The 26,604-nt window shown below is 46.9% G+C and carries 23 protein-coding genes; 18 read left to right on the top strand and 5 right to left on the bottom strand.

Translation table 11 applies throughout. The features are described from left to right. Positions 1 to 59: 59 nt before the first annotated feature. The 8 genes from H1230_RS29480 (at position 60) to galU (ending at position 10,119) form a co-directional block, all read left to right on the top strand. Positions 60 to 1,610, top strand: a complete 1,551-nt coding sequence (locus H1230_RS29480) for a spore germination protein (RefSeq protein ID WP_239713312.1) — start codon at positions 60 to 62, stop codon at positions 1,608 to 1,610. Beyond that, on the top strand, positions 1,523 to 2,761 hold the full coding sequence (locus H1230_RS29475; RefSeq protein ID WP_239713311.1) for a Ger(x)C family spore germination protein: 1,239 nt from the start codon (positions 1,523 to 1,525) through the stop codon (positions 2,759 to 2,761). Before H1230_RS29480 ends, H1230_RS29475 begins: the two co-directional genes overlap by 88 nt. 231 nt (positions 2,762 to 2,992) lie before the next feature. Further along, positions 2,993 to 4,099 (top strand): GerAB/ArcD/ProY family transporter, encoded by a 1,107-nt coding sequence (locus H1230_RS29470; RefSeq protein WP_239713310.1) that lies wholly within the window; start codon positions 2,993 to 2,995, stop codon positions 4,097 to 4,099. Between the two features lie 92 nt (positions 4,100 to 4,191). Next, positions 4,192 to 4,815: a hypothetical protein gene (locus tag H1230_RS29465; protein ID WP_239713309.1), complete on the top strand. Its 624-nt coding sequence runs from the start codon at positions 4,192 to 4,194 to the stop codon at positions 4,813 to 4,815. An 18-nt stretch (positions 4,816 to 4,833) separates the two neighbouring features. Next, the gene (locus tag H1230_RS29460) at positions 4,834 to 5,646 is read left to right on the top strand and encodes a phosphotransferase family protein (RefSeq protein ID WP_239713308.1); all 813 of its coding nucleotides are present in this window, start codon (positions 4,834 to 4,836) and stop codon (positions 5,644 to 5,646) included. A gap of 280 nt (positions 5,647 to 5,926) precedes the next feature. Then, positions 5,927 to 8,107, top strand: a complete 2,181-nt coding sequence (locus H1230_RS29455) for a glycosyltransferase family 39 protein (RefSeq protein ID WP_239713307.1) — start codon at positions 5,927 to 5,929, stop codon at positions 8,105 to 8,107. A gap of 83 nt (positions 8,108 to 8,190) precedes the next feature. Beyond that, positions 8,191 to 9,174: a glycosyltransferase family 2 protein gene (locus H1230_RS29450; protein WP_239713306.1), complete on the top strand. Its 984-nt coding sequence runs from the start codon at positions 8,191 to 8,193 to the stop codon at positions 9,172 to 9,174. Positions 9,175 to 9,195: 21 nt separating this feature from the next. Beyond that, positions 9,196 to 10,119: a UTP--glucose-1-phosphate uridylyltransferase GalU gene (gene galU, locus H1230_RS29445; protein ID WP_275591033.1), complete on the top strand. Its 924-nt coding sequence runs from the start codon at positions 9,196 to 9,198 to the stop codon at positions 10,117 to 10,119. Between the two features lie 187 nt (positions 10,120 to 10,306). On the opposite strand, the gene H1230_RS29440 is transcribed toward galU, so the two are convergent. The 3 genes from H1230_RS29440 to H1230_RS29430 form a co-directional block, all read right to left on the bottom strand. Further along, positions 10,307 to 10,873: an FAD-dependent oxidoreductase gene (locus H1230_RS29440; protein ID WP_239713305.1), complete on the bottom strand. Its 567-nt coding sequence runs from the start codon at positions 10,871 to 10,873 to the stop codon at positions 10,307 to 10,309. Positions 10,874 to 11,055: 182 nt separating this feature from the next. Then, positions 11,056 to 12,696 carry a sensor histidine kinase gene (locus H1230_RS29435; RefSeq protein ID WP_239713304.1) on the bottom strand — a complete coding sequence of 547 codons (1,641 nt, stop codon included), beginning with the start codon at positions 12,694 to 12,696 and terminating at the stop codon, positions 11,056 to 11,058. Beyond that, positions 12,693 to 13,379 carry a response regulator transcription factor gene (locus H1230_RS29430; protein WP_154121034.1) on the bottom strand — a complete coding sequence of 229 codons (687 nt, stop codon included), beginning with the start codon at positions 13,377 to 13,379 and terminating at the stop codon, positions 12,693 to 12,695. Before H1230_RS29430 ends, H1230_RS29435 begins: the two co-directional genes overlap by 4 nt. A 465-nt stretch (positions 13,380 to 13,844) precedes the next feature. On the opposite strand from H1230_RS29430, the gene H1230_RS29425 reads away from it, so the two are divergent. From H1230_RS29425 to H1230_RS29415, 3 genes are all read left to right on the top strand, one after another. After that, on the top strand, positions 13,845 to 15,008 hold the full coding sequence (locus tag H1230_RS29425; protein WP_239713303.1) for a glucose-1-phosphate adenylyltransferase: 1,164 nt from the start codon (positions 13,845 to 13,847) through the stop codon (positions 15,006 to 15,008). A gap of 23 nt (positions 15,009 to 15,031) precedes the next feature. Further along, on the top strand, positions 15,032 to 16,135 hold the full coding sequence (glgD, locus tag H1230_RS29420; protein WP_239713302.1) for a glucose-1-phosphate adenylyltransferase subunit GlgD: 1,104 nt from the start codon (positions 15,032 to 15,034) through the stop codon (positions 16,133 to 16,135). A gap of 109 nt (positions 16,136 to 16,244) precedes the next feature. Further along, positions 16,245 to 18,674: a glycogen/starch/alpha-glucan phosphorylase gene (locus H1230_RS29415; protein ID WP_239713301.1), complete on the top strand. Its 2,430-nt coding sequence runs from the start codon at positions 16,245 to 16,247 to the stop codon at positions 18,672 to 18,674. A 96-nt stretch (positions 18,675 to 18,770) separates the two neighbouring features. Here the strand turns inward: H1230_RS29415 and H1230_RS29410 are convergent, their stop codons facing one another. Further along, a complete protein-coding gene (locus tag H1230_RS29410) occupies positions 18,771 to 19,250 on the bottom strand; it encodes a GAF domain-containing protein (protein ID WP_239713300.1) in 480 nt (159 codons plus the stop codon). A gap of 201 nt (positions 19,251 to 19,451) precedes the next feature. Here H1230_RS29410 and H1230_RS29405 point away from each other — a divergent pair, with 201 nt between their 5' ends. Beyond that, a complete protein-coding gene (locus H1230_RS29405; protein WP_239713299.1) occupies positions 19,452 to 19,742 on the top strand; it encodes a hypothetical protein in 291 nt (96 codons plus the stop codon). A 125-nt stretch (positions 19,743 to 19,867) separates the two neighbouring features. Continuing rightward, entirely contained in the window at positions 19,868 to 20,422 is a 555-nt protein-coding gene (locus H1230_RS29400; RefSeq protein WP_239713298.1) for a GNAT family N-acetyltransferase, read from the top strand. A 98-nt stretch (positions 20,423 to 20,520) separates the two neighbouring features. Here the strand turns inward: H1230_RS29400 and H1230_RS29395 are convergent, their stop codons facing one another. Further along, positions 20,521 to 20,988 carry a MarR family winged helix-turn-helix transcriptional regulator gene (locus tag H1230_RS29395; protein WP_154121041.1) on the bottom strand — a complete coding sequence of 156 codons (468 nt, stop codon included), beginning with the start codon at positions 20,986 to 20,988 and terminating at the stop codon, positions 20,521 to 20,523. A 345-nt stretch (positions 20,989 to 21,333) separates the two neighbouring features. On the opposite strand from H1230_RS29395, the gene H1230_RS29390 reads away from it, so the two are divergent. The 5 genes from H1230_RS29390 (at position 21,334) to H1230_RS29370 (ending at position 26,560) form a co-directional block, all read left to right on the top strand. Continuing rightward, positions 21,334 to 22,677, top strand: coding sequence for an MFS transporter (locus H1230_RS29390; RefSeq protein ID WP_239713297.1), 1,344 nt, complete (start codon positions 21,334 to 21,336; stop codon positions 22,675 to 22,677). A gap of 280 nt (positions 22,678 to 22,957) precedes the next feature. Continuing rightward, a complete protein-coding gene (locus tag H1230_RS29385; protein WP_239713296.1) occupies positions 22,958 to 23,761 on the top strand; it encodes an ABC transporter ATP-binding protein in 804 nt (267 codons plus the stop codon). Beyond that, positions 23,740 to 25,017 (top strand): ABC transporter permease, encoded by a 1,278-nt coding sequence (locus tag H1230_RS29380; protein ID WP_239713295.1) that lies wholly within the window; start codon positions 23,740 to 23,742, stop codon positions 25,015 to 25,017. The genes H1230_RS29385 and H1230_RS29380 overlap by 22 nt, the downstream gene beginning before the upstream one ends. Before the next feature lie 81 nt (positions 25,018 to 25,098). Beyond that, a complete protein-coding gene (locus H1230_RS29375; RefSeq protein ID WP_239713294.1) occupies positions 25,099 to 25,680 on the top strand; it encodes an RNA polymerase sigma factor in 582 nt (193 codons plus the stop codon). After that, positions 25,673 to 26,560: an anti-sigma factor gene (locus H1230_RS29370; protein WP_239713293.1), complete on the top strand. Its 888-nt coding sequence runs from the start codon at positions 25,673 to 25,675 to the stop codon at positions 26,558 to 26,560. The genes H1230_RS29375 and H1230_RS29370 overlap by 8 nt, the downstream gene beginning before the upstream one ends. Positions 26,561 to 26,604 lie beyond the last annotated feature (44 nt).

Genomic DNA, 26,604 nt, shown 5'->3' with positions numbered 1-26,604 from the left:
AGGAGTGAGAGGTACGGGGGATAATCTCAAGGAAAGCTACTGTGACAGGAGTGACTACTGTGGATAATCATCCCACTGGAGCGAATAGCACCAGTACGCTGAGTAAGACTGAAACTGCGCAGACTCTGAGTACGTCACTGGATGAAACTTTGGGCCTGTTTCGGCGAATATTCAACAACGATGGAACTCTCAAAATAAGAGTGATAAACAATATGCACTGCGACAAGATCCGCTGTAGCTTAATTTATATTGACGGGATGATTGACAGAGAGCTGGTTCAAGAGGGGATTATCAGACCGGTAACGAGCTTTGATTTTACCAAAGTCGATATTAGCAAACCAGCTGAACTGATGGAGAGAATCCGCACCCAAGTCGTCAATATTAGCGATGTGATAGTTTCTACAAATCTGGAGGAGTTAATTAGCGCTGTTGTAGCAGGAAAGACTTTATTACTGTTGGATGGCTACGCTGGTGCGCTGAATCTTAATGCACAGGGTTGGGAAACACGGGCTATCACTGAGCCTATGACTGATAAAGCTGTACGAGGCCCGCGTGATGGCTTTACGGAGTCGCTGCTTGTCAACCTGACACTCATCCGCCGCAGATTGCAGAATTCCGATTTGAAATTTATCTTTAGCGATATTGGAACACGCTCTAAGACACAAATCTGTATTTGTTATATGGAAGGTCTGGCTTCACCGGATATTCTTAAAGAACTGCAAGGTAGGCTCGAACGGATTGAGATCGATCATATTCTAGATACTGGATATTTATCTGAATTAATTCGAGATGAGCCATATTCGCCATTCGAGATGATTGGAAGTACTGAACGGCCGGATTCTGTGGTGAGTAAAATGATGGAGGGTAGAATTACCGTACTGATAGAAGGTAGTCCCTTTGCATTGACACTGCCCTTTGTATTTGTAGAGAATTTCCAATCGAGTGAGGATTATTATATCAATTATTATTATGCCTCGTTTAATCGATTCTTAAGGGTAATAGGGGCATTTATGTCAATAAGTATCCCGGCTCTCTATGTAGCTCTGGTCACTTTCAGCCAGGAAATGCTCCCTACCATGCTGCTGCTCAGTATTGCCACCGCCAGACTGGCGGTGCCCTTTCCTACCGTTGTAGAGGCAGTACTGATGTTAACCATATTTGAGATTCTGCGTGAAGCTGGGGCACGGATTCCCACCTCCATTGGCCAGGCTGTTAGTATTGTAGGCGCTTTGGTGTTGGGTCAGGCAGCAGTGGATGCGCGGATTGTCAGTGCCCCCATGGTTATCGTAGTGGGTTTGACAGGAATAACGACGTTATTAAATCCACGGTTGACAGGCCCTCTGATCATAGTACGGATATTGCTGCTGCTTGCTTCTTTTTTTATGGGTATATATGGATACTTCTTCGCCTTACTTGGTTTGGTGATCCATTTAATGAGCCTGCGTTCCTTCGGAGTTCCCTATATGCTTGGAGTTGGTACCATCCGGCCACAGGATATTAAAGATACAGTGATCAGGGCGCCATGGTGGTATATGCATCAACGTCCGGCGATGATTGGGGCGCGCAATATGAAGAGAATGGCATCGAAGAACAAGGGAAGACGACCATGACCACAGGGAGAAGATGGTTGTTGTTCATGATGTCATTGTTCATGCTGCCTAGTCTTTCAGGCTGTTGGAATTATTCTGAGGTTGAAGAGAAGTCGATTGTTGCGGGCGTAGCCATTGACAAGAACGAACAGGATGGCAAGTTATTACTGACTGCAGAGCTGTTCGATACCAAAGGGCAAATGCAGCAGAATCAGGCGAGCTTCAAGATAGTCAGTCTTTCAGGGGGGACGATGTTTGAAATTGTCCGGAATATGATCTCTTTGACTGGGAAGAAGTTGTTCTGGAGCCATGCTAAGGCGATAATCCTCAGTGAAGAGATTGCCAGGGAAGGTATTATCAAGGTTATTGATTGGTATAGCAGAGATACGGAAACAAGATCGGATGTTTATGTATTTGTATCTACAGAGAAGAATGCTCGATCCCTCTTTAATCTGAACAGCGTATCAGAATCGATCATGTCCTTTGAGCTCGCCCAAATGATGCGTGATGAACACCATGTCAGCACGGCTCCAGTGGTAGAGATCTGGGATTTCATTGACAAGCTGGAGACCTCGGGAAAATATGCAATAGCACCGCTTATCTATATATATGAAAAAGCAGGACAAAAAAATGAACGAGTGTACGGCACCGCTATCTTCGTCAAGGACAAAATGGTAGGCAAACTTAGTGGTGAAGAGAGTAGATATCTGTTGTTCGCTACTAATAAAGTTACCGGAGGCGTGCTGGCCGTTGATAACGAGGCGGGTGTTCCAACCTATTCGCTGGAGGTTTTAACCAGTAGAACAGAACTAAAGCCCCGATGGGTAAATGGCCGGCTGCAAATGAAGATTCATATAGTATCACATACCAACCTGGATGAGGTTATGACAGCGGAGGGCTTCTCCACTCTGGAGAACAAGAAAGCTATTCAGAAGCGAGCCCAGGATGAATTACAAAAAAATATAGTCTCTGTAATCCATAAGCTGCAGCATGAATATCATGCGGATATCTTTGGATATGGAGAAATTATTCATCAGAATATGCCGAGGGCCTGGAAGAAGCTTAAGAAGGATTGGGAAGAGACATTTGTGGATATGGATATAGATGTTACCTGCAAAATAATCATCGATAGCAGTGCCAAAACTTCAAGATCTATCAAGCGGGGAGATTAAAATGGTCTTTTTGGTGATAGTTGTATATATTTTCATCGTCCTAACCGATCCTTACGGGTTGCTGAAGCAGGGGCTGAAGCGGGATTTCTATATATGCTCGGCCTTGTGCCTTATTTCTTTCTTCATTGCTTTTGCAATGGCCATGAAGTGGCCGATTCCTAGTCCTTCACCTATAATTGTAAGCTGGGTCAAAAAATTATTATAGAAGACACTCCAGAAGGGAGGTAGCGCATGAGAAAAGAGATTATACCGGCGGGACAGTCCATTAGTATTGTTATCATGTTTATTATCGGCAGCTCACTGTTCATGGGAGTGGCAGGACAATCAGGCAATAGCAGTTGGATTGCCCTGCTGCTTGCTATAGCGTTGGCGGTTCCTCTTATGCTCATGTACGCCAGATTCCATGTTCTTTTTCCGGGCAAGGATCTCTATGATATGCTGATCCTCGTGTTTGGGGGCCTGTTCGGGAGAATTCTCTCTTGTTTGTACATATGGTATTCTCTGCACCTGGGTGCGCTTGTGCTTAGAAATTATGGGGAATTCAGTGCCACTGTAGCCCTAACTGAAACGCCAATGATTGCACCTATTTTATGTATCGGACTGCTCTGCATCTGGGTGGTTAAGGCGGGGCTTGAAGTTCTGGGGAGAAGCTCAAAATTTCTGCTGCTATTCTCCATTATCGTGATTATCATCATCCAGATTCTATCTATACCCAGGTACGAATATAATCACCTGAAACCGTTACTTGATAACGGTTGGCCAGTGATTTTTAGCGATATGATGGGCTCCTTTACGTTTCCATTTGCTGAAATTGTAATATTTCTGGGCGCCTTCACGGTTCTTCCGCATAAAGGATCGGCCAAGCGGGTACTATTAAGCGGAATGCTCATTGCCGGTTGGATTATTCTTGCAGTATCCGTACGTAATTTATTGGTGCTTGGTCCCGATATCTTATCAAGCTTATATTTCCCTTCGTACGTTGCGGTTAGCAGAATTAATATAGGTGACTTCTTAACCAGGATTGAGGGATCAGCAGCCATTATCTTTGTGACCGCTTCCTTTGTCAAAGTCAGCTTATGTTTATATGTAACGTGTAACGGAGTCGCTAAAGTCTTCAATCTGAAGAGCTATCGCTCTGTGGTGCTGCAGATAGGATTAATCATGGTATACTTGTCCAGGTTTATATACAAAGATATTATGGAAATGCAATATTTTGCTTATCATATATATAAGATATATGCGTTGCCCTTTCAGATATTTATTCCGGTGTTGCTATGGATTTGCGCCGAGACTACTATCAGAAAAGGCAAGCAGAAGCAGCCAACACCACAGCAGTAGACTTGGCGAATAACGGCTTCCAAAGTCTAGATTGAATAGCTATAATAATAGAAAAGTTTGCAGCAAGTATTGTGCTGAGGGGAGAGATTCACTTGAGTGTCAACTACATCGTGATGCCTTCCTATTGGGGCAGAGAGGTTAGACATAAGCATATTTCACAGGGTTCTAAGGTGCTTGTGGTTATTTTTCCAGGTAAAAATTATTCGGCAGAGCGTCCATTGCTGGAGTATGCGGCCAAAACTGCCGGGGAGTATAACTGTGATATTCTGCTGCTGGAATACGGTTATCAGATTGCCAGAGCAGAGTTTAAGCGTGAGGAAATGAGCATCGTTGTCGAAGAATGTATGGGAGCTATAACCTCTTTACCAGAGTATGAGCATTTTTTATTCATCAGCAAAAGTATAGGAACGGTTGTGGCAGGGAAGATAGCGGAAGCATTGGATATCCAGAAGCAGACAGAGCATTTATATTTGACTCCTCTGCCTGAGACCTTGCCTCTGATTCGACAGAGTCGGGGCAGCCTTATTTATGGGAGCAGTGATCCCCTGTTCACTGAACAGCATTCCGGAGAGATTAGCGGTTTATCCAATATTAAAGTCTATCGCATCGATGACGCCAATCACTCTTTGGAGGTTGATTCTGTAAATGAGTCACTGGCTATACTTATTGTGATTATTAATATATACCATGAATTTTTCCGCACTGCGTTGGTCTAAGCGAATTGGAGGAATAACATGAATGGGAAGCTTATAGGAGAAGGCCGGACCGCTGAAATTTGGGAACATAAAGATCAGACCATTGTGAAGCTGTACCGGGAGGATGTACTGGAGGAGCATATCCTTCGCGAGTATGCTACCAGTCAATTCGTGCATGCACAGGGCATAAGTACGCCACAGCCCTTAGAAATCGTAACCATTGAAGAGCGTAAAGGCATTGTATTTCAACAAATTCATGGTCCTACTCTATTGAAGGTGATGAGCGAGAAGCCTTGGAGAACCCGCGAGTACGCCCAGAAGCTGGCGGAGTTGCACTACAGCCTGCATAAGCTTGAGGCAGCGCAAGACATCGGACAGCAGAAGGAAATGTTAAGGAGCTGTATCATAAAGGCGCCTATGTTAACCGGAGCTGAGAAATCCACTATTCTAACCCATCTGGAGAAGCTGCCACAAGGACAACACTTATGTCACGGGGACTTCCATCCTGACAATGTGCTAATGGATGGACAGACATGGATTATCGACTGGATGACAGGAATGGCGGGAGAGCCAGCCGGAGATGCCGCGCGATCGGTTGTTATGTTTAGTATGGGAGCGATGCCGCCAAGAGCGTCACTCATGACTAAACTAATGATAGGTATTGTTAGAAAAAGATTAACTAAAGGATATATCCGGGAATATATCCGCTTGTCGGGACATTCTAACGTAGAGATTGATCGGTGGATTCTGCCGGTAGCTGCTGCCAGGTTGGTGGAATGGCTTCCACTTCAAGAGAAGGAACAGCTTGTTAAAGAAATTCGTAAACGTCTGCAGTCCCTACCTGCCAGTTAAGGAGAGAGTAGAAGGAAATAGTGCTGCAGGAGTACATACATTGCGTTACTCCCAGGAGTACGCAGTTTTTCTTGTGTTTATAGCTAAGGCTCCATGCCATGGAGCCTTTTTTTGCGTTGATATGGAGGTTGTCCTGCCAGGGCATTTGTTTCAGCAAACATTCAGCCCGCATTCATTGTGAGTTAAGGTACGGGTGCAATAATACAATTATGGAAAGATTGAACCGGGGATGCATAACTGCCGGAATTATAGATTTATAGATGGATAGGAGTGGAGAGATATGAGATTATTCAAGAAAATGGGTTCAGATGTGGTTCTGTTGGTCATCTTGCTGCTTGCAGCCTTTCTGTACGGTTATGGAATTTGGAATGATCAATATGCAAATACGTATTATACGACTGCAGTAGGAAGCATGATGCAAAGCTTTCATAACTTTTTCTTCGCTTCACTCGATTCTGCAGGTTCGGTAACGGTGGATAAGCCGCCGGTAACGTTCTGGATTCAGACTATTTTCGCTTTGATCTTTGGACTGCATGGCTGGAGCGTAATTCTACCGCAGGCGTTAGGCGGGGTTGGTTCGGTATTGCTTGTATACCTGCTGGTGAAGCCTACCTTCGGTCTAACCGCTGCACGTTTAGCCGCATTAGCTATGGCAGCTACCCCAGTGGCAGCGGCTGTCAGCCGCACGAACAACATTGATGCCATGCTCGTATTCACCCTTTTACTGGCTGCATGGTTTTTATTCAAAGGAACAAAATCCAACAAAATAAGCAGTCTGCTTGCCGCATTCGCACTGATCGGCGTCGGATTTAATGAGAAGATGCTGCAGGCCTATATGGTACTACCGGCCTTTTATCTATTTTATATCCTGGCAGCTAAAGTGAATTGGAAACGGAAAATAGCTGTACTGGCAGCAAGCACGATTTTATTAGTAGTGGTCACTCTTTCTTGGGCAGTGACCGTGGATTCAATTCCTGCAAGTGAACGTCCTTTTATGGGCAGCAGTGGTACTAACTCTGTACTGAATCTTGCCTTCGGTTACAATGGGGTTTCCCGATTGACCGGCGATCGTGGTACAGGCGCTAGTGGTGGTGGCATGACAGGCAACTTCCCTTCAATGAATGGCGAAATGCCAGCCATGAACGGAACAGGTGGGCAAGCGGCTACCGATGGCACCAGAACCGATGGTGGCGGAGGGACTGCAGGTCAGGTGAGCGGCACAGCAACTGGCACCGAAGACGGCGGAATGCAAGGGCAGATGCCTAGTAATGGAACGGATGCTGGAGGACGACAATTTGATGGCGGAGATGGAGGCCTAGGAACCCGTGGCGGCATGAATGGCGGTGGTGGTTCCGGAATGTTTAATACAGGAACTGCGGGTCCATTACGACTGTTCCAGAAAGAACTGTCGGGTCAGGCCAGCTGGTTATTACCCTTCTTATTGTTCGGTTGTATCGGACTATTCGCCAGTTTGCGCAGAAAGAACTTTACGCAAAAGCATAAAGAAGCATTATTCTGGCTAGCATGGCTAGTGCCAATTATGGGCTTCTTCAGTATCGCAGGTTTCTTCCACCAATATTATCTGGTGATGATGGCTCCGCCGATTGCCGCCCTGGTTGGTGCAGGCTGGTCACAGCTATGGAGCTTATACCGGGAACGAACAGGCTGGTTATCCTGGCTCCTGCCAGCGGCAACGCTGATCACTGCAGTCTTCCAGTGGTACATCCTTCATCCTTATGACGATACCATCGGCAGCGGTTGGTCCATAGGTGTTCTGGCTGCAGGAATCGTTGTTGCCCTGCTGCTGATTGTCCTGAAAGGAAAAGAAAAGCCATTCATGCATGCATTAGGTGTTGCCGGATTATTGGTCTTGTTAATTGGACCACTCTACTGGGCAATCACTCCAATAACTTATGGACTGAACAGTATGACTCCGGCAGCAGGACCTGATAGCAGCAGTAGTGGTATGGGGGGCGGAGGTCAAGGTGGAGCCGCTCGAGGCGGGTTCGGTCAAGGCACAACAGGTCAAGCTGCTACCGGTCAAGCTGCCACTAACCAAGCACCTAGCGGCCAGGGCGCCATGGGCCCAAATAGCTCTGCAGGGGTCAATGAGAATTTGCTGACCTATCTGCAGGAACATAATACTGGCGAGAAATACCTGTTCGCAGCTATGGATTATAGTACAGCAGGCCCTTATATCATCGATGAAGGCGCAGCAGTGGTCATTCTGAACGGCTTTAATGCTTCGGATACGGTATATACCACAGATACGCTGAAGGCATTGGTTGAGAGTGGGAAAGTGAAATACTTCCTGGTATCGAGTGGCGGTATGGGTGGCGGACGTGGCGGCAACTCTGAACTGACAACCTGGATTACGGAGAATGGAACGGAGGTTCCCGCAGCGGATTGGCAGGGATCGGGTGCTAGCAGCGGTACATTATACGAAATTACTTTGAACTAAGACAGTGTTTAATTATCCGGGAGCGCGTTTTCAAGCCTAGCTGTAGCGCGCTTCATGATTACAAATTAGAGGAGGAGCTGCTCATGAGTATTACAGTGCGCTATTCCATTATTATACCGATGTTTAACGAAGAGGCAGTTATTCAGGAAACGTATCGGCGGATCAAGAAAGTGATGGGAACGACCGGTGAGGTCTATGAGCTTATTTTCGTCAATGACGGCAGTACTGACAATTGTGCGCAAATGATAGAGGAGTACAGCTACTGGGATGAGAGTGTAAAGCTGATTGATCTGTCTCGTAATTTTGGGCATCAGGTAGCGATCACAGCAGGAATGGATTATTCACTGGGGGAGGCAGTAGTCATTATTGACGCGGATCTGCAGGACCCTCCAGAGCTGATTCTCAAAATGATCGAGGAATGGAAAAATGGCTATCAGGTTGTCTATGCCAAACGCATTAAACGTAATGGTGAATCCTTATTTAAAAAGTGGACGGCTAGCCTCTTTTACAGAGTGCTGCGTTATTCAACGGATATCTCCATCCCGGTGGATACAGGCGATTTCCGTCTCATGGACCGTAAAGTAGTGAATGAGCTTAAGCGGCTGCCGGAAAAAAATCGCTTTGTACGCGGCCTGGTTAGTTGGGTTGGCTTCCGTCAGAAGGCGCTTGAATACGAACGTGACGAACGTCTGGCCGGAGAAACCAAATATCCGCTGAAGCGTATGATCAAGCTGTCGCTCGATGGCATTACTTCTTTCTCTTATAAACCGCTGAAGCTGGCCGGATATCTAGGAGCTCTGCTGTCCGCATCCGGGTTTCTGTACCTTATGTATGTGTTCTACTTGGCGATCTTTACGGACGAGGCCGTTAAGGGCTGGGCGTCGATGATCGGCATTACACTCACCTTCAACGGTTTTGTGCTGGTCATGCTGGGAATACTGGGCGAATATGTCGGACGGATATATGATGAGTCCAAGGGTCGTCCACTCTATATCGTTCAGGAGTTCTATGGAGGAAAGAAGCAGCAGGATGTACAGGAGCGCCGTGTAGCCCATCTCAATAAATAAAGTGCAGGAGAGTGATCCATCGTGAAGATCAAAAAGGCTGTTATCCCTGCTGCTGGACTAGGCACTCGGTTCCTGCCGGCAACCAAAGCTCAACCGAAGGAAATGCTGCCAATTGTCGACAAGCCGGCCATTCAATACATTGTGGAGGAAGCGGTCCGGTCTGGAATTGAGAGTATTATTATTGTGACAGGACGCAACAAGAAGTCGATAGAGGACCATTTTGATAAGTCGGTAGAGCTGGAGCAAGTTCTGCTGGAAAAAGGGAAGCTAGATCTGCTGCGCAAAGTGCGGGCGATCAGTGAACTGGCAACCATACATTATATCCGGCAAAAAGAACCACTAGGCCTAGGACATGCCATCCTCTGTGCCGAACAGTTTATCGGCGATGAACCGTTCGCAGTTCTGCTCGGCGATGACATTATGGTCTCGGAAACACCGGCGATTTCGCAAATGATGAAACTGTATGAGCAGACAGAAAAGACGATTGTGGGTGTCCAGAAGGTTCCTAGACAAGAGGTCAATAAATATGGAATTATCGCTTCCAAGGGTTCCCTGAATGGTGTACATGAGGTGAGCGGACTAGTTGAAAAGCCAACCCCCCAGGCAGCGCCGTCGGAGAATGCGATTATGGGGCGTTATATCCTGCAGCCTTCGATATTCTCGGTACTCGCTAAGCTGGAACGTGGGGCTGGCGGTGAATATCAGTTGACGGATGCCTTGCATGAAGTATGTCGCAGCGAAGGGCTGATGGCTCTTGATCTGATTGGCAAACGTTATGATATCGGTGACAAATTTGGTTACATTCAAGCTACGCTGGAAATCGGCTTGCAGCGGGAGGAGCTGCGTCCACTGCTGTTGCCCTATTTACAGAAGCTGGTCGCCGAATTGGAAGAGGACTCTGAAGAAGAATCGCCAGGTCTGGACTACTCATTCCAGTTGAAGTAATCGTATCGGCTAAATCTTCCTACAGGCGGGCTCATAGCTTCGCAAATCTATAAGGCTGTTCCAAATTGTTAGGGTCTACAGACCCTGCTAATTTGAAACAGCCTTTTGCTTTATTACTTTTTAGTTAAAGGCAAAAAAAATCCGGAAGGCAGACTCTAGGGAGTCCGCTTCCGGAGGTATCAAGTCATTATGCTTTCAGAACATCGTGATCGACAAATCGTGCACCGTTCAGCTCGCTGATAATATTAATGGCAACCTTGGCACCGTCACCTGCAGTAATGATGGCATGTACACTTACTCCGGCTACGGTGCCGGCGGCCCAAATGCCTTCGATGTTAGTTTTGCCTTCTGCATTTACAGCGATCACTGTTTTGATTCTTGGTTCTGTGCCATCTTTTGTTTCTACGCCAGCCAGGGCTGCCAGATCACTCAGGACGCCGGTGGCAAGAATCACATGTTTGGCTTCATAGCTTGTGCCGCTCTCACTTTCAATAACAAAACCTTCGCCGCTTGGAGAGAGCTTAACGGCCTGTTCCGATACTAGCTCCGCACCAAACTTCACCGCTTGTTTATGTCCGGTCTCAACCAGATCGGGTCCCCCTATTTCGGAGATTCCGTAATAATTCTCATACCATCCTCTACGAGTCATGCCTTTGTCATTGTCGATCAAGAGCGTCTTTTTGCCTGCTTTGGCGGCGAATAAAGCTGCGCTGGCGCCAGCAGGGCCAGCACCAATAATAGCGATCTCATACATACATTTAACCTCCTAAGTTTTATGGAGCATCTGCTTCTTTGACATCACTTCGCAATAAAACCACTTCGTAAGCATAGCCTTGTTTTATGGAGCATCTGCTTCTTTGACATCACTTCGCAATAAAACCACTTCGTAAGCATAAGCCTTGTTTTATGAAGTTGTACTTACTATTATAACGTTGGTTACAGCTCTTTAGCTAATCCTTTCAGACAAGGAAGGGAAACCAGGAAGACGGTGCCTTCACCGGGCGTGCTGCTCACACTAATCTCTCCGCTATGGGCCTCTACGATGGACTTTGTAATGGATAGACCCAGTCCCGAGCCTCCGTATTTGCGAGTGCGTGAAGAGTCGCTGCGGTAGAATCTGTCAAAGACATGTGGGATATGCTCGGCGGTGATACCAAAGCCATTATCACGGACGATCAGTTCTGCATGGGTATCCCGAGCATGCAAGGAGAGATGGATAACACCCTGTTCTGCATCCGTATGCTGTACTGCATTATGAAATAGATTGAGTATAACCTGCTTGATTTTATCAGGGTCGTACATACCACGTATGCCATAGGAGATATCGAAGGTGACCTTGCGGTTTCCGGCAAGCAACAGCAGGTTTGGCTTCATTTCAGCGATGACTTCCCCAATCAGCAGATTCGCAACCCGCAGCTGTGGAGCACCATCCATCCGAGCTAGCAATAGCAGATCCTCTACCAGCTTGTTGATTCGCTTCGATTCACCATGCATGCTGCGCAGGGCGCTGTACAGTTGTTCTTGGTTGTCAGCGGCTCCCCGCAGCAGTACTTCCAGGAAACCGTGAATGGAAGTAAGCGGAGTTCGCAGCTCATGCGATGCATCTGCTGCGAACCGGCGCATTTGCTCCTTGGCTTCTCGTTCATTGTGGAAGGATATTTCAAGCCGTTCCAGCATACCGTTAAAAGACTGGGACAGCTTATCGATCTCGGTTTGCCCTTGTTCAACAGGAAAGCGCACATCTAAATTTCCAGCATCGATGATCTGAGCAGCTTCACCCATATTGGATAAAGGAATCAGTGTCTTTCGCAGTGCGGGCAGGTACATGAAGAGACCCGCCAGTAGAGCAACTACGGATAATGCTGCGAAAATAAGCAACTGCTGCATAATCACATCGGTCAAGGGTCCTGTGTTCACACTCATTTGCAGCAATAGCTTGGAATTCCCGGGTCTGCCTAGATTCATGAATACGGCTAAGTGTTCACTGCCGTCTTCTGCCGTTATAAGCTTATAATCTCCGGTTGCTCTATCTGTTGTGTGGTTCTGCAGCAGCTTGTTATATTCTTCATTGGTCATTCTTGGGGCAGCGGTATCTGACAGCGTTTCTTGCTGGAAATCGCGGAAGGTGCCATCTGAACTATAGATAGCAATCGTTGTATGGGCATCGAGGAGGAGTGGACGTTTATCCCCGCCTCTGCCCGGTGCGCCTCCACTGTTGGTGGTGCTGTCGCTCTTGGGATTAAAGCCGTTCCCGGTTGTACTTCCCCCACTTGGAGGACTGAATTCCGCAGCGCTGTTGTTATTGTTGGTACTATCCACAGCGCTGCTTCCATTTATTGTGTCATCCTCTGAGAAATTAAGAATGGTGTAGTATAATTCGCGTGGAACCGACCGCATTTGTGTTTCCATGGACTCGGCTCTGTTGCTGTATATGAAATCCCGCATCAGAATATATTGCAGTACTCCGATTAGCAGGAGCAGTCCTGAAAGAATAAGGAGGGAGATAGCCAGCAACTGCTTGCGTAAGGAACGTGGCGCAGGCAGCCGTCGGAAGAAACCCGTTGTACGGGCAATCATACAAAATCCACCCTGTAGCCAGCCCCACGGAGGGTGCGTATGATCCGGTGTTCCTTATCCCCGAGCTTTTCACGGAGTGAGCGGATATAGACCTCAACAATATTTTCTTCGCCGCCAAAGTCATAGCCCCATACCTTGTCGAGGATCATGGGCTTGCTGAGTACAAGGCCATGATTAATAACCAGATATTGCAGCAGTTCGTACTCCGTAGGAGAGAGCTCAAGCACCTCTTCCTTATGGCGGATTTCTTTTCTTCGACCATCTATTCGGAAGGGGCCACAACGAACCTCCCCGAGCAGGCCGGGAAACTGATTGCGCAGCCTTGCTTGAATACGGGCCAGCAGCTCGTCGAAGCTGAAGGGTTTGACCATATAATCGTCAGCACCAATAGACAATCCCTTTACGCGATCATCTATCTCGTCTTTTGCGGTAAGCATGATGACGGCAAGTTCAGCCTCTTCCGAGCGGAGGTAGCGGCACAGCTCGAAGCCGTCCATGCCTGGCATCATCACATCCAGAATTGCGACATGCGGCTTGAAATCTGCAGCGACAGCTATCGCTGTTAATCCGTCAGGGGCAGTTCTTACTTCAAATCCTTCATTTATCAGACCCAGTTCCAGGAACTGGAGGATATGAGGCTCGTCATCTACGAGCAGCAGTCGTACACCTTGGGAAGCTTTCATTCGGACTCCTCCATTTTCAGTAATAGATAGTTACATTATGACACACACGGTTGAACGTTTGCTGAAGACTAGAGCATTGTTTTTAACATTCAGGGAATAAAAATCTTTCATTTCTCATCATTTTGGTTAATCTAATAATAAGAAGGATTTATCTGATTAATAAGGAACCATAACAAAAAAACAGGAGTTTTATGATCCAGTGATAAAGGGTTTTGACGGCAGCTCTAGAACACTTTACAATAAGGATAATATCCCGATTTTGGAGAGCTGTCTCCCTATTCGGTAACATGTCCCGAATCTGTATGTTCCCCCGTTTGTTAACCTGATTAAGGTTCCTACCCATTATTATTTCTTTCTGTTTACTTCATTTTTAAATATCTACTTTGGAGTCCGTATTACACTGTATCATTCATTCAACCAGTTATGTTTTGCTTCACTACCCATAAGTTCAAGGGAGGCTCTTCCATGAAGAAAAAAGAAATGGTAGCTATGCTATTGGCGGGAGGCCAAGGGAAAAGGTTGAAGGGATTAACCAAATCCATTGCCAAGCCCGCTGTTTATTTTGGGGGGACTTATCGAATTATCGATTTCCCCTTAAGTAACTGTACCAATTCAGGTATTGATACAGTAGGCGTGCTGACTCAGTATGAGCCGCTTGTGCTGCATTCATATATTGGAATAGGCAGCGATTGGGATTTGAACCGTAAGAATGGCGGCGTATTTGTATTGCCGCCACATGAACGGGAGAACGGAAGCAGCTGGTATCGGGGAACGGCCGATGCGATTTACCGAAACCTTAAATTTGTAGATCAATTTGATCCCGAGCATGTCCTGATTCTTTCGGGTGACCACATTTATAAAATGGACTATAATGCTATGCTGCAGTACCACAAAGAAAGAAATGCTGACTGCACAATTTCTGTGATTGATGTTCCATTAGAAGAAGCAAGCCGCTTTGGAATATTAAATACAGATGAAGATCTGAAAATCTACGAATTTGATGAGAAACCAGTGAAGCCTAAGAGTACACTGGCCTCCATGGGAGTTTATATTTTTAAATGGGATGTTCTCCGCAAGCATTTATTGGAAGATGGCGAGAATGCGGGCTCCTCACATGATTTTGGCAAGGATATTATTCCTTTGATGCTGGAAGACGGCATGTCTCTGTATGCTTATCCTTTTGAAGGATATTGGAGGGATGTAGGTACGGTAGACAGCTTATGGGAAGCGAACATGGATCTGCTTAGCGATAATCCTCCGCTTAACCTCAATGATCCTAACTGGCGTATATTCACCCGCAATCCGAATCAACCAGCACAATATGTTGCACCGGGAGCCAATGTAACCAGCTGTATCATTAATGAAGGCTGCAGGGTATATGGCGATGTGAAACACTCGGTTCTCTTTTACGGCGTAGAAGTGGGTGAAGGTAGTGTGGTTACGGATTCGGTTATTATGCCAATGGTCAAGATTGGGAAGAATGTGAAGATTCATAAAGCGATTATTAGTGAGAATACGGTAATCGAGGATTATATGGAAATCGGCGTCGAACGGGAGAATGAAAACGAAATTCTACTGGTCGATAATCGTAGTCAAAAGCGGAAATCTGTTGCAGCCAAAACCATATAACCAGTAGAGGACGGTGGATTCTGATGAAGCAACTCATGGGGGTAATCAATCTTGACCATGAATTGGATAAATTAAATGAGTTAACCTATTTTCGCTGCGGCGCAGCCGTACCCTTTGCCAGCCGCTACCGATTGATTGACTTTGTACTTTCTAACATGATGCGGGCAGATTTGGAGAGCGTTGGGCTGTTCGTCCGTCGTAAATATCGTTCACTGATGGATCATCTGGGTGACGGTAAGTCCTGGGATATGAACCGTAAGCATGGAGGACTCTTCATCCTGCCGCCAGACTGGAACGATCCAACGGATACATCGCTTGGAGATCTGCAGCATTATCATAACAATTTGGATTTCTTTAAGCGGGCTGCGGCTAAATATATTGTCTTCTCCGGTACCCAGCACATCAACAGCATTGATTTTCAGGATTTGTACCAGTTCCATATGGAGCAGGGGGCAGATGTTACGCTAGTGTATAAGAAAATCGATCAGCTTCAGCCGGAGCATGATGTGTGCCTGCGGGTTGAAGTGGATGAAGAGAATAAAGTAACAAATATTCATCATGAGAAAGACCACCACAATCTGTATTTGGATATTTTTATTATGGAGAAGAAGCTGTTTCTGGAGCAGGTGGAGTATTGCATCGCTCATGGTGAGAGCTACTTTTTCCGGGATATTATCCAGAAGAACAGACATAAATTCAAAATTTCCGGATATGAGTATAAGGGCTATCACTCAGTTATTAACTCATTGGAAAGCTATTATAAGAATAGTCTGGAATTGCTCCAGCAGGATAATTACTTCGGTCTGTTTAAAGAGAATCCAGTGCAGACTAAGATAAAATATGAGGCCCCTACCCGCTACCTCGAAAGCGCCAATGTCAGCAACTCGCTGCTCGCTAACGGCTGTATTATTGCCGGAACAGTGGAGAACAGTGTGCTCTTTCGAGGAGTGCAGGTGCGAAAGGGAGCCAGGATTACTAACTCTATTATTATGCAGAAATGCATAATTGAAGAGAATGCCATCATTGAGAATGTCATTATGGATAAAGATGTGCATTTGAGTAAGGATCGCATACTGGTCGGGGATAGCAAACGTCCATTCGTCATCGCTAAGAGCAGCAAGATATAACAGCTAATTTTAGTTCAGGTGAACTAAAGTCATTCTGTAGTTCACCTGAACTCCAAATGATAAGTCCATTGCGTTTCTAAATACAGAGTTTGTCAGGAGGAACCAGCTGTTGTTTAACGATAAAGAAACTTTTAAACAAGTGTTCCGCGAAACACTCATCGGAAAATTGGGCAAGCCGCTCGAAGAAGCTTCGAACGCCGATATCTACAACATTTTGGGCAACATGATCCGCGAGAATGCCGGCAAAAATTGGGCGAATACCAATCAGAAGTACAAGGCCGATAAGGACAAGCAGGTATACTATTTTTCAATGGAGTTTCTGATCGGTAGACTTCTGGGCAATAACCTGCTGAATATGGGTGTGCTGGAAGTTGTACGTGAGGGCTTGTCTGAGCTTGGCTTTTGTCTGCTTGATATTGAGGAGGAGGAAGCTGACGCGGGACTTGGCAATGGAGGTCTTGGCCGGTTGGCCGCCTGCTTCCTTGATTCACTGGCTTCCTTGCAATATCCGGGGCATGGTTGCGGTATACGTTATAAATACGGCCTATTCGAGCAGAAGATCGTTGACGGGTATCAGGTGGAACTGCCCGATTACTGGCTGCAGAATCCTAATGTATGGGAAGTGCGCCGTGAAGACAAGCAGGTAGAAGTAAGATTCTGGGGACATGTGGAGACTAATGCAGTAGATGGACATCTGACGTTTGAACATAAAGATTATGAGGCGGTCCGTGCTATTCCTTACGATGTGCCCGTAATCGGTGCAGACCGACGGCATGTGAACACACTGCGTAACTGGAGTGCAGAGTCCATCACTCAGCCCGCTCAAACCTTTGGTTCTTTAGCTGGAACAGACTATCATAAATTTTTGGAATACAAACGTTCTGTAGAATCCATTTCTGAGTTTCTGTATCCGGATGATTCACAGTACGAAGGTAAACTGCTTCGTTTGAAGCAGCAATATTTCCTCTGTAGCGCGGGATTGCAAAGTATTCTACGAACTTTTAGCAAGCTCGGGCTTCCTTATGAATCTTTACCAGACAAAGTCGCTCTTCATATCAATGATACGCATCCAACACTGGTCATCCCTGAACTGATGCGGATTTTGATGGATGATCATGGAATAGCATGGGAGCAGGCCTGGTCAATAACGAACCGAATGGTATCTTATACGAATCATACTATTCTGAGTGAGGCGCTTGAGAAATGGCCGATTCAGATGGTCAAGGAGCTATTGCCGCGTATCTTCCTCATCATTGAAGAGATCAATGCCCGTTTCTGCGGAGAGCTAATGAGCAAATATCCAGGCGATCAGGACCGGATTACCCAGATGGCGATTATTCATGATGATCAGGTTCGCATGGCTCATTTAGCCATTGTCGCCAGTCATAGCGTTAATGGAGTAGCGGCACTGCATACGGAAATATTGCAGAAACGCGAAATGCGGCTATTCAACGAGATGTATCCGCACCGCTTCAACAACAAGACGAACGGCATTACCCATCGGCGCTGGTTGCAGCATGCCAACCCGGAGCTAACTGGACTGATCAATGATTCAATCGGTACTCGCTGGATTCATCATCCCCAGGAAATGATTGGTCTGATCAAATACTGCGAGGATTCTTCATTTCAGGAGCAGGTCGCCGGTATTAAACGCCGCAACAAGCAGAAACTTGCTAATTACATTAGCAGCAAGCATGGTGAGCTGGTAGATCCAGACTCTATCTTCGATGTGCAAGTAAAGAGACTGCATGCCTATAAACGTCAACTGCTGAACGTGCTGAATATTATTCATATGTATAATCAGATCAAAGATAATCCTTCGATGGATATGGTGCCGCGTACGTTTATCTTTGGAGCAAAGGCAGCTCCCAGCTATCACTTGGCGAAGCGGATCATTAAACTGATTAATACAGTTGCCGATGTGGTCAACAAAGACCCGGATGTAAAGGGTAAGATCCGCATCTTCTTTTTAGAGAACTATTCGGTTTCTCTCGCAGAGAAGATCATTCCGGCGGCTGATGTTAGTGAACAGATTTCTACTGCAAGCAAGGAAGCCTCCGGTACCGGGAATATGAAGTTTATGATGAATGGAGCTTTGACCATCGGTACGATGGATGGTGCCAACGTGGAAATGCATGAAATGCTGGGGGACAACAACATGTTCCTGTTTGGTCTTCGGGCGGAGCAGGTGCTTGATTACTATCAATATGGTGGTTATCATGCACGTGATATCTATAATAGTGACAGCAGGGTAAAGGAAGTGCTGGATCAGCTAGTTACAGGGCCATTTGGTTCACACACCCAGGAGTTCCTACCGATTTATCAGTCGTTGCTCGAGAACAATGATGAGTTCTTCGTACTTAAAGATTTTGCTAGCTATGTCGAGACCCATGTTGAAATTGACCGAGCTTACCGCAATCAGAAGGAATGGCTGAAGAAGTCGATTATCAACATTGGCCATTCGGGTAAATTCTCCAGCGATAATACAATCAGTCGATATGCTGCTGAGATTTGGAATATTAGTCCTGTCCGGATGTAATGGATTTACCTGAATAGCAAAAAGGAACGGCTGCATCTTCTCCGGAATTGGGAGAAGAGCAGCCGTTCCTTTTATTTTGAACAAGAGTAGTGCGGATTAGATAACCTCCGACACCATAGCAGCAAACCGTTCAAGAAACCGACGTTCATCATCATCGAAGCGATGCTTGAGCGGGCTGTCAATATCCATTACCCCGAGCAGTTGGTCATTCTTAAGTAGTGGGATAACAATCTCACTGTTCGAGGCAGCATCACAGGAGATATGTCCTGGAAAAGCATGCACATCACCCACTACAAGTGTGCGGCGCTCTGTTGCCGCTGTTCCACAAACTCCGCGGTTTAACGGAATTCGAATACACGCGGGTAATCCCTGAAAAGGGCCAAGCACAAGCTCTTTACCGTCAAATAAATAGAAACCTGCCCAATTGGTATCGGGTAAAGAGTGTTTAAGCAGCGCAGAAGCATTCGCCAGATTGGCTATAACGTTGGGCTCATCTTTCATTAGGGCCCCGAGTTGGACTAGAACAGCTTCAAATTGCTCACTGCGTGTTCCATCGTAAGGCATAGCTTGAAACATGTTACATCACCTTCCTGTACGTTGAGTCAGTTAGAACAATTATCTATAAATAACAACATAGTACAGCTATGCAGGGGAAGTCAAGACTGGATATTTTATTAGGCTTGGATGATTAATTTGTTCATGTGGTGATTCCGGGGTTCACCCAGAGGGTAATATTTTTTATAAATACCTAAGGCTTTGAGCTGAAAGGGGTGGGCCATGCGCGCCGATGTACAGAACATGTTCATAGGAATTCATATGCTATATTGTGCACATGAAAGGGATTTGACCTTGTTAGAGATGCAGCCTGAATTAGAGAATTTAGGATACCGAGTAGCGGAACGCGAAGTGAAGCAGGAGCTGGAACGCTTAACTCAGGAGAACTTTCTGAGCGCCCATGGTGAGGCGTACAGTCTTACAGGCACAGGAATTGAAGAGTTCAAAGCGATTCAGGCCAAGCTTCAAGTGTTATGTACAGAGGTAATTAAGCCGATTAAGGCATCAAACTAGCCGTTTGAATAGAAGTCGTAACAGGACAGCGACTGAAGCAGGTGATGATTAACTATCTGCTTCAGGCGCTATTTGGCTTGCTCTCAATTGATGTATAATTAATAAGCTGAAAGGGGGCGAAAGCTTTGTTCCTATGTAATGGGGCAATACCTACACTGACCGGGCGAAGAATGGAATTGCGCATTATGAAGAGTGAGGATGCGGCAGCACTATTCCGCATTTGGAGTCATCCGGAGGTTGCTCCGTGGCTGGGAGCTCCACCCTTGTCTTCCATAACGGAGACGGAACAGCTGATTGCTCTTTTGTCTCAAATGGCGCTGGAAGAGGAGAACCTCCGTTGGAGTATAGTGGGGCCTAGAGGTGAAGTCATCGGTAGCTGTGGCTACAATAGCTGGCAGTTGCCGGGAGCCTATCGGGGTGAAATCGGCTGCGATTTATCGCCTGACTTCTGGGGGCGCGGTTATATGAAGGAAGCGCTGGAGCTGGTTTTGGAATATGGATTCATAACGATGGGACTGAATCGGATCGAAGCTTATTGCCATCCGGACAATGTCCGCGCTCAGAAACTTGTGGGCGTACTTGGGTTTCAGAGGGAAGGCCTATTGCAGCAGTACCGTCATACACCGTCTGGTTTTCAGGATGTGGATCTGTATGCGCTGCTGCGCCAAGAGTGGCGATGAGGAAAGCTTATAGACCAAATAAACCCCAGCAAATCTCCAATCGGAGACTTGCTGGGGTTTAACTTATTACAGTTTCGTATAAAAGTCTTATAACCGATTTACTTACGAGGAAGTGGGGACAACTTCTCAGCTTGTAGGCCCATCTTCTTGAGCAGGATAATCATCTGTTCCTTCTCTTCATCATTAAGTCCGCTGAAGGCAAGGTCAAGACGTTCCGAATACTTCGGATACATTTCGTTCATCAGACGTTCGCCTTCGGTAGTCAACTCCGCAAATATCACACGGCGGTCGCTTGGACAAGGTTTGCGCTGCAGATAGCCGCGCTCCTCAAGCTTGTCGATTACGTAAGTGACATTACCGCTCTGCAGCAGTAGTTTGGCACCAATCTGCTGGATAGGCTGTGCGCCCTTATAGTACAGAACTTCCATAACAGCGAAAGCTGTCGGATTGAAGCCTTCGATCTTGCTGCCGGTAACGGCATGTTCGTTGATGCTCTTGAAAGACTTGGCGAATACCCGGTACAAATGTAGTGTTAATTGAGTATCACGTTCATATGATTGTATCATTGCTTCTCCACCTTTATCGTAATCGTGTGAACTCGTCGCACGGTCTAATGTCATTGCCATAAATGCAAGGGTCCCTGTGCAGCGATCCTAATATAACCTTACAATACGGCAAAGAAAGAACGATGGACATGTGATTTGTCACAATGAGCACACTTTTAACTATTAAAAATCAAACAATTTTTTGAGAGCTATAAATATAGCTCCATTTTCCAATTCCGCCCCTGAACGGAGGGCGAGATCATCCCCTAGCACCGGTACCCTTTACACCTCCGGCCCGATGAATATAACCTCCCAATATTTTACTATAAGGTCAGAGGTTATACGCAGAACAGGGGAGTGAGTGTTATGAACAAAAAGCAGAGTCATGAGGTCTCAGCAGGAAAGTTAACGGCTAACCGGCCTTTTATACTGCTGATGGCAGCACAGCTTGTGTCGAATGTGGGAGATTGGCTATATTTGCTAGCACTGCTGACGATGGTTGGTTTGAAATGGAATGCAACACCGTGGGAAATTACGGCTTTAACATTATGTATGGCAGTGCCAATGCTGTTGGGCGGACCGTTCGCTGGCTACTTAAGTGACCGGGTGAACCGCAAGACGCTGATGATTGTTTCGGATCTCGTTCGTGTTGGAATCGTGGCTGGCCTGGTGTTTGCCGGCTCGCTATGGCAGGTATATATGTTGCTGTTGGCTAAAGGTGTTATGGATGTACTGTTCTCTCCGGCAAAAAGCGGCAAGCTCAAGGAGCTTGTTCCCCCAGAGCAAATGGATAGTGCAGTTGCACTCAGCTCCTCCATAGAGCAAATCACCAAAATCGTCGGCCCAGCTCTTGGGGGTCTACTGGTGGCAGGGTTCGGTATTTCCGCATGTTATGTGATTAATTCCGCAACCTATCTCTTGTCGGCGGTAATTCTGCTGGGCATCCCGCGCATTGGGATGTTCAAGGAAGAGCGCGTAGAGAATAGTGCAGGGAAGCTGCCCGTAAAAGAATCTTTCCGAGAGGAGATGGCCGCTGGTTTACGTGTAATTGCTGGAATGCCTGCGGTGCTGAGCGGAATTGTCATGCTGGTTTCTGTACTGCTAGTCATGCAGATAGCCGATTCACAATTGGTGACGCTCTTCAGGATCATACCCGGCATTAACGGAGATCTACTGGGCTGGTGCGTGGGAGCTAGTGGGTTGGGAACACTGCTGTCGGCACTGGTGGTAGGACGGATGGGTAGTGGTAAACGTCCACTTGTCTTTATGGGAATAGGTGCAGTGATTATGGGAGCCGTCTTTACTGGTGCAGCTCTAGCAACTGCTTATTTTGAAGCGGGCCTTTGGTTGAATATAGCCTTGTTCGGATCTTTTTTACTTGCCGGAGTGGGTGCGGGCTTAGCTTTTATTCCCTTTCAATCCATGCTGCAGCAGCGGACCCCAGAAGCGTACACGGGCCGTGTATTTGGAACCATAGCTAGTCTGACAAGTGCGGCTGTTGTTCTCGGACCGGTAGCTGGTGGGGCATTAGTGACAGCTTCAGGACCTATACCAGCCTTCATTCTGTCAGGAATGCTTACACTGCTGATTGGAGTGATATTATTGTTCCTACGGGGCGGAATTGAGAGGAAAGACGAAGCGGTTGCCAAACTCCAGAAGGGGGCAATAATTCTGTACCCAAGCGAGCTGGTTGGACAGACAACTCCTTGATGCAGAGGTTGCTACAGATTGGCAAGTATGTCTTATATAAAGAGCTGATATTCAATCTAATGTTGAATACAGCTCTTTGCTATTTTAGGTTGAAGCTATTTTGGACAAATATCTGTGCATTTTGTGAAAAATTCAGTTCCCATCTTTGCGAATAGTACCGTATAGTACTATCATGTAATAGCGCTGGATAGCTGAGGATGATATGATCGCATTACTGTCTAACCTTGTACTAAACACCATAGGCTGAGACAAACAATATATATGTAGGAGATGGAGTAGTATGAAAGAGACAGAGGAACCACAGGAGCTTAACGCTGAGGATGAAATAGAAGATGTGGTGTATGACGAAGACGATGAGGAAGATGAAGATGAAGATGAAGATGATGATATCGTCCTAGATGTTACCATTGATGAAGCGGGCTATGAAGCAGGCGATCCACGCATTACTAATATCTCATTTCAGGTGCGGCGTGGCCAACTGCTAGGCTTGATCGGGCCGAATGGTGCCGGAAAAAGCACAACAATCAAGACGCTGCTCGGTCTGCTGAAGCATGCCAAGGCTAAGGTAACGCTGGGTGGAGCTAATAAGTCTTACGCTTACGTACCGGAGCAGCCGGTTTTTTACGAGGACCTGACGCTCTGGGAGCACCTGGATTTGGCGGGAGCAGCCTATGGTTTGAAGTACAAAGCATTTGAGGAAACTGCTGAGAGACTGCTGAAGCAGTTCGGAATGGAAAATGTGCGCAATGACCTCCCTGCTGGGTTCTCTAAAGGGATGAAGCAAAAAATGATGCTAATGCTCGGTTTTCTGGTCCAACCGGATGTTTATATTGTGGACGAGCCTTTTTTAGGGCTGGATCCCCGTGCCACCAAGGATTTCTTGAAGCTGCTGCAGGCAGAGCGCAAGCGTGGGGCTGGCGTGTTGATGTCTACGCATGTTCTGGATACCGCTGAGAAAATTTGCGATGATTTTGTATTGATCTCCGGAGGCAAAGTGACCGCTTCGGGCAATCTGGAGACGATCCGATCCATCGCCGGATTACCGGAGGCGTCGTTGTTTGATTGCTTCGACGAATTGACATGAGTGATCGGGAACGTGTGTCGTTTGCTTTTCCAACAGGTCCACGGCTATTCCTGCGTCGGCTGATCTCGCATTGGCGCGAGCAAAGTGCCATCGTCCGTACGGCGGCAGATTGGACGGTGCTACTCTACATTATTATCCCAGGTGGGCTCTTAGGCGGACGTTTTTACTACGGCTTCTGGGTAGATGATCTTCCAGCTTGGAGTACGTCTATACCGTTTATGATCATTCCCATATTGCTTGTGCTGCTGCTAGCTACAGGGGGGATGGTGCTCCTGCTGCTGGAAGGGGACCTGTTATTTCTCAGGCAGCGAGAGAATTGGATCAGGGCGATTATACTGCGGGGCACTATCTATAGCCTTGTCGTAACTGCGCTGAAGATAGCTGTTGTCATTGGATTGCTGCTGCCCTTTATCATTAGGGGGTATGGCTTAAGTTCAGAGGCGGCTCTCTCGTTGTTGGTCCTCTCTATTACCTGTGGCTGGTGCATCAAGCTGCTGGCTCATATCGTGAAAGTACAGCGACAAGGCTGGCAGCGCTGGTTGTGGCAGATTCCGGCGATAGTCCTGCCCTGTGTCATCTATTTCAAAGTGGTGTTGCTCTGGAATGACTACCCGGCTCTTATGTGGGTAGCTGCTCTTTTGTTTGCAGTTGTTACGGGTCTGGCTGTTCGTTATCGCTTACGGCTGCGTGGAACCTTTATGAATGATGTACGTGAGGATTACAAACAGCGGATGAAAATTGCGGCCTTAATGCTGCGCCGTGTTCTGGGTAAGCCGCGTCCAACACGTTATAAACCCTGGATATTCCGCAGATCGCAGCCGCTGTTGTCCTCTAAGGAACCGGAGAGCAGACTTTCAGCCGCTGCCATCAAAGCGCTTATCCGTAATCCCGCGAATTTGAAGCTTTATGCAAGCTTCACCAGTGTGTCAGCTATGGCTATTCTTATTGTTCCCGCAGGGCTGAAGTGGATATTGCTCCTTATTCTGACATCCCTCATGGCCAATTGGCTGTTCTCATTCTGGCGGACATTTGTAGGAGATGATTATATCGGTATCTTACCGTTCAACAAGGAACAGAAAGCCGAAGCGGGTTCCCGTGCAGTGCCTATCTTGTTGATGCCGTTCTCGGTAATCTGTGCCGCAGTGGTATGTTTTTCTATATACGATTGGTGGGGTCTAATACTCTTTATTCCTTTCGGCGGTATGATAGGATTCATGGTTGCCAAGGTATTTAGCACGATCCGTCTAGAGAGATAAATTATTTTTGATAAAAGCAATCCTCTTCAAAGTTTCCCGCGAAGGTTAATATAGAGGGAGAATAATGAGAGGGGTTCCCTTATGGCAGAAGCTCTGGATGACAGAGAGTTAATGAAACAAATCGGAGACAAGGACTCTGCGGCACTGGAGTGGCTTTATGACCGCTATGAGAAAACGGTGTACTCTTTTGCCTATAGAATTGTTCAGGACGCGATGGCTGCAGAAGAAGTTGTGCAGGAGTTGTTCCTGCGTGTCTGGACCCATAGTGAGCGCTTTGATGAGGCACAAGGTAGGCTTACCACCTGGATGTTTGCCTTAACGCGAAATATTGCCATCGATATGCTGCGTCGGAAATCGGTCAGGGATAGGAGTACTCCTGTGGAAGATGCAACGCTGCATTCCATAGCTGATGAGCTGGCTGATACAGCAGCGGAGGTGGAGGTCAAGAGCGAGGGACAGCATATGCGGGAGATTCTGGCTGAACTTAGCCGGGATCAAAAGCAGGTTATTGACTCCATCTATTATGGCGGCATGACGCAGCAGGAGGTCTCGGTACGCTACAATATTCCGCTTGGAACGGTCAAGAGCCGTGTGCGATTGGCCCTGAAGCAGATGAAGAAGCGCCTAGTAGTTGAGGGAAGGAGGGAAGGATATCATGGATAAAACTCAGGATGAATTCTGTGAATGGGCAGAGATCTATGCGCTTGGCGGTCTCGATGCAGAGGAGCAACGGCAGTTTGAGGAGCATCTGTCCGGCTGCGCGGACTGCAAGTTGCAATTGAAGGAACTGAAGAAGATTATTGATATGCTGCCATTGGCAGTAATTGAAGTAACACCTCCGGACGGTATGAAGAACCGAGTGCTGGGGCGTGTGCTGGCTACTGATAGAGCTGCTGAAATAAGCAAAGCAGATGACGATAACAGTGCCAGAGACGCCTTGGAAATTGTACAGGAGCATGAGATATCTGCTGCACCAAACATTCCTGACCCTGCTCCTCAAGTGAAGCGACATAGACTTCCTTCCAAGCGCAGAAATCGGCTGCGCATGGTATGTGCAGGCTTAGCGGTCGTGGCTGTGGCACTGACCATTTATTCGGCAGCACTTCAGCGGGATATCAGTGGGCTGCGGACGGAGCTGGCAGCATCAGCTAATGATCTGACTGGACTGCAGGAGCAGTTGGCCTTGGCTGGCGCACCGTCTCAAGAGCTAAAGGTTGACGAAGTGGTTCAACTGGACCCAGCTACACAGGATATTGTAGCTCGAGGACTGGCGACGATTGTGATTGATACTAAAGGAACACACTTGCTAGTGCAGGCAGAGAAACTTCCCGAGCTCAGCGGCAACGAGGCCTTCCAAGTGTGGCTCATTAAAGGGGATGTCAAGAAAAGCGCAGGCACATTCCTGTCCTCACAGGGTACAGGCGCAATGTATTACACCTTTGATCCCCAAGACTATGATACGGTAGCTATCACACTGGAGCCAGACGGCCAAGGAGATCAGCCGCGTGGAAAAATGATTTTGTTAGCCAAGATAGAAGGATAGAGTTGAACTTAACGAATGAACGAATAGCTAAAATAAAACAGCAT

It is taken from the genome of Paenibacillus sp. 19GGS1-52, from assembly GCF_022369515.1.
GTDB lineage: Bacteria > Bacillota > Bacilli > Paenibacillales > Paenibacillaceae > Paenibacillus_AQ.
The sequence above is the reverse complement of the archived record's forward strand: the minus strand, read 5'-3'. Positions and strand labels throughout refer to the sequence as shown.

Bases quoted from the DNA above. Each gene is read 5' to 3' on its own strand.
- H1230_RS29475 (WP_239713311.1), top strand. From the start codon at position 1,523: ATGGTGGTATATGCATCAACGTCCGGCGATGATTGGGGCGCGCAATAT.
- H1230_RS29470 (WP_239713310.1), top strand. From the start codon at position 2,993: ATGAGAAAAGAGATTATACCGGCGGGACAGTCCATTAGTATTGTTATC.
- H1230_RS29460 (WP_239713308.1), top strand. From the start codon at position 4,834: ATGAATGGGAAGCTTATAGGAGAAGGCCGGACCGCTGAAATTTGGGAA.
- H1230_RS29455 (WP_239713307.1), top strand. From the start codon at position 5,927: ATGAGATTATTCAAGAAAATGGGTTCAGATGTGGTTCTGTTGGTCATC.
- H1230_RS29450 (WP_239713306.1), top strand. From the start codon at position 8,191: ATGAGTATTACAGTGCGCTATTCCATTATTATACCGATGTTTAACGAA.
- H1230_RS29440 (WP_239713305.1), bottom strand. From the start codon at position 10,873: ATGTATGAGATCGCTATTATTGGTGCTGGCCCTGCTGGCGCCAGCGCA.
- H1230_RS29435 (WP_239713304.1), bottom strand. From the start codon at position 12,696: ATGATTGCCCGTACAACGGGTTTCTTCCGACGGCTGCCTGCGCCACGT.
- H1230_RS29430 (WP_154121034.1), bottom strand. From the start codon at position 13,379: ATGAAAGCTTCCCAAGGTGTACGACTGCTGCTCGTAGATGACGAGCCT.
- H1230_RS29425 (WP_239713303.1), top strand. From the start codon at position 13,845: ATGAAGAAAAAAGAAATGGTAGCTATGCTATTGGCGGGAGGCCAAGGG.
- glgD (WP_239713302.1), top strand. From the start codon at position 15,032: ATGAAGCAACTCATGGGGGTAATCAATCTTGACCATGAATTGGATAAA.
- H1230_RS29410 (WP_239713300.1), bottom strand. From the start codon at position 19,250: ATGTTTCAAGCTATGCCTTACGATGGAACACGCAGTGAGCAATTTGAA.
- H1230_RS29405 (WP_239713299.1), top strand. From the start codon at position 19,452: ATGCGCGCCGATGTACAGAACATGTTCATAGGAATTCATATGCTATAT.
- H1230_RS29395 (WP_154121041.1), bottom strand. From the start codon at position 20,988: ATGATACAATCATATGAACGTGATACTCAATTAACACTACATTTGTAC.
- H1230_RS29390 (WP_239713297.1), top strand. From the start codon at position 21,334: ATGAACAAAAAGCAGAGTCATGAGGTCTCAGCAGGAAAGTTAACGGCT.
- H1230_RS29385 (WP_239713296.1), top strand. From the start codon at position 22,958: ATGAAAGAGACAGAGGAACCACAGGAGCTTAACGCTGAGGATGAAATA.
- H1230_RS29375 (WP_239713294.1), top strand. From the start codon at position 25,099: ATGGCAGAAGCTCTGGATGACAGAGAGTTAATGAAACAAATCGGAGAC.
- H1230_RS29370 (WP_239713293.1), top strand. From the start codon at position 25,673: ATGGATAAAACTCAGGATGAATTCTGTGAATGGGCAGAGATCTATGCG.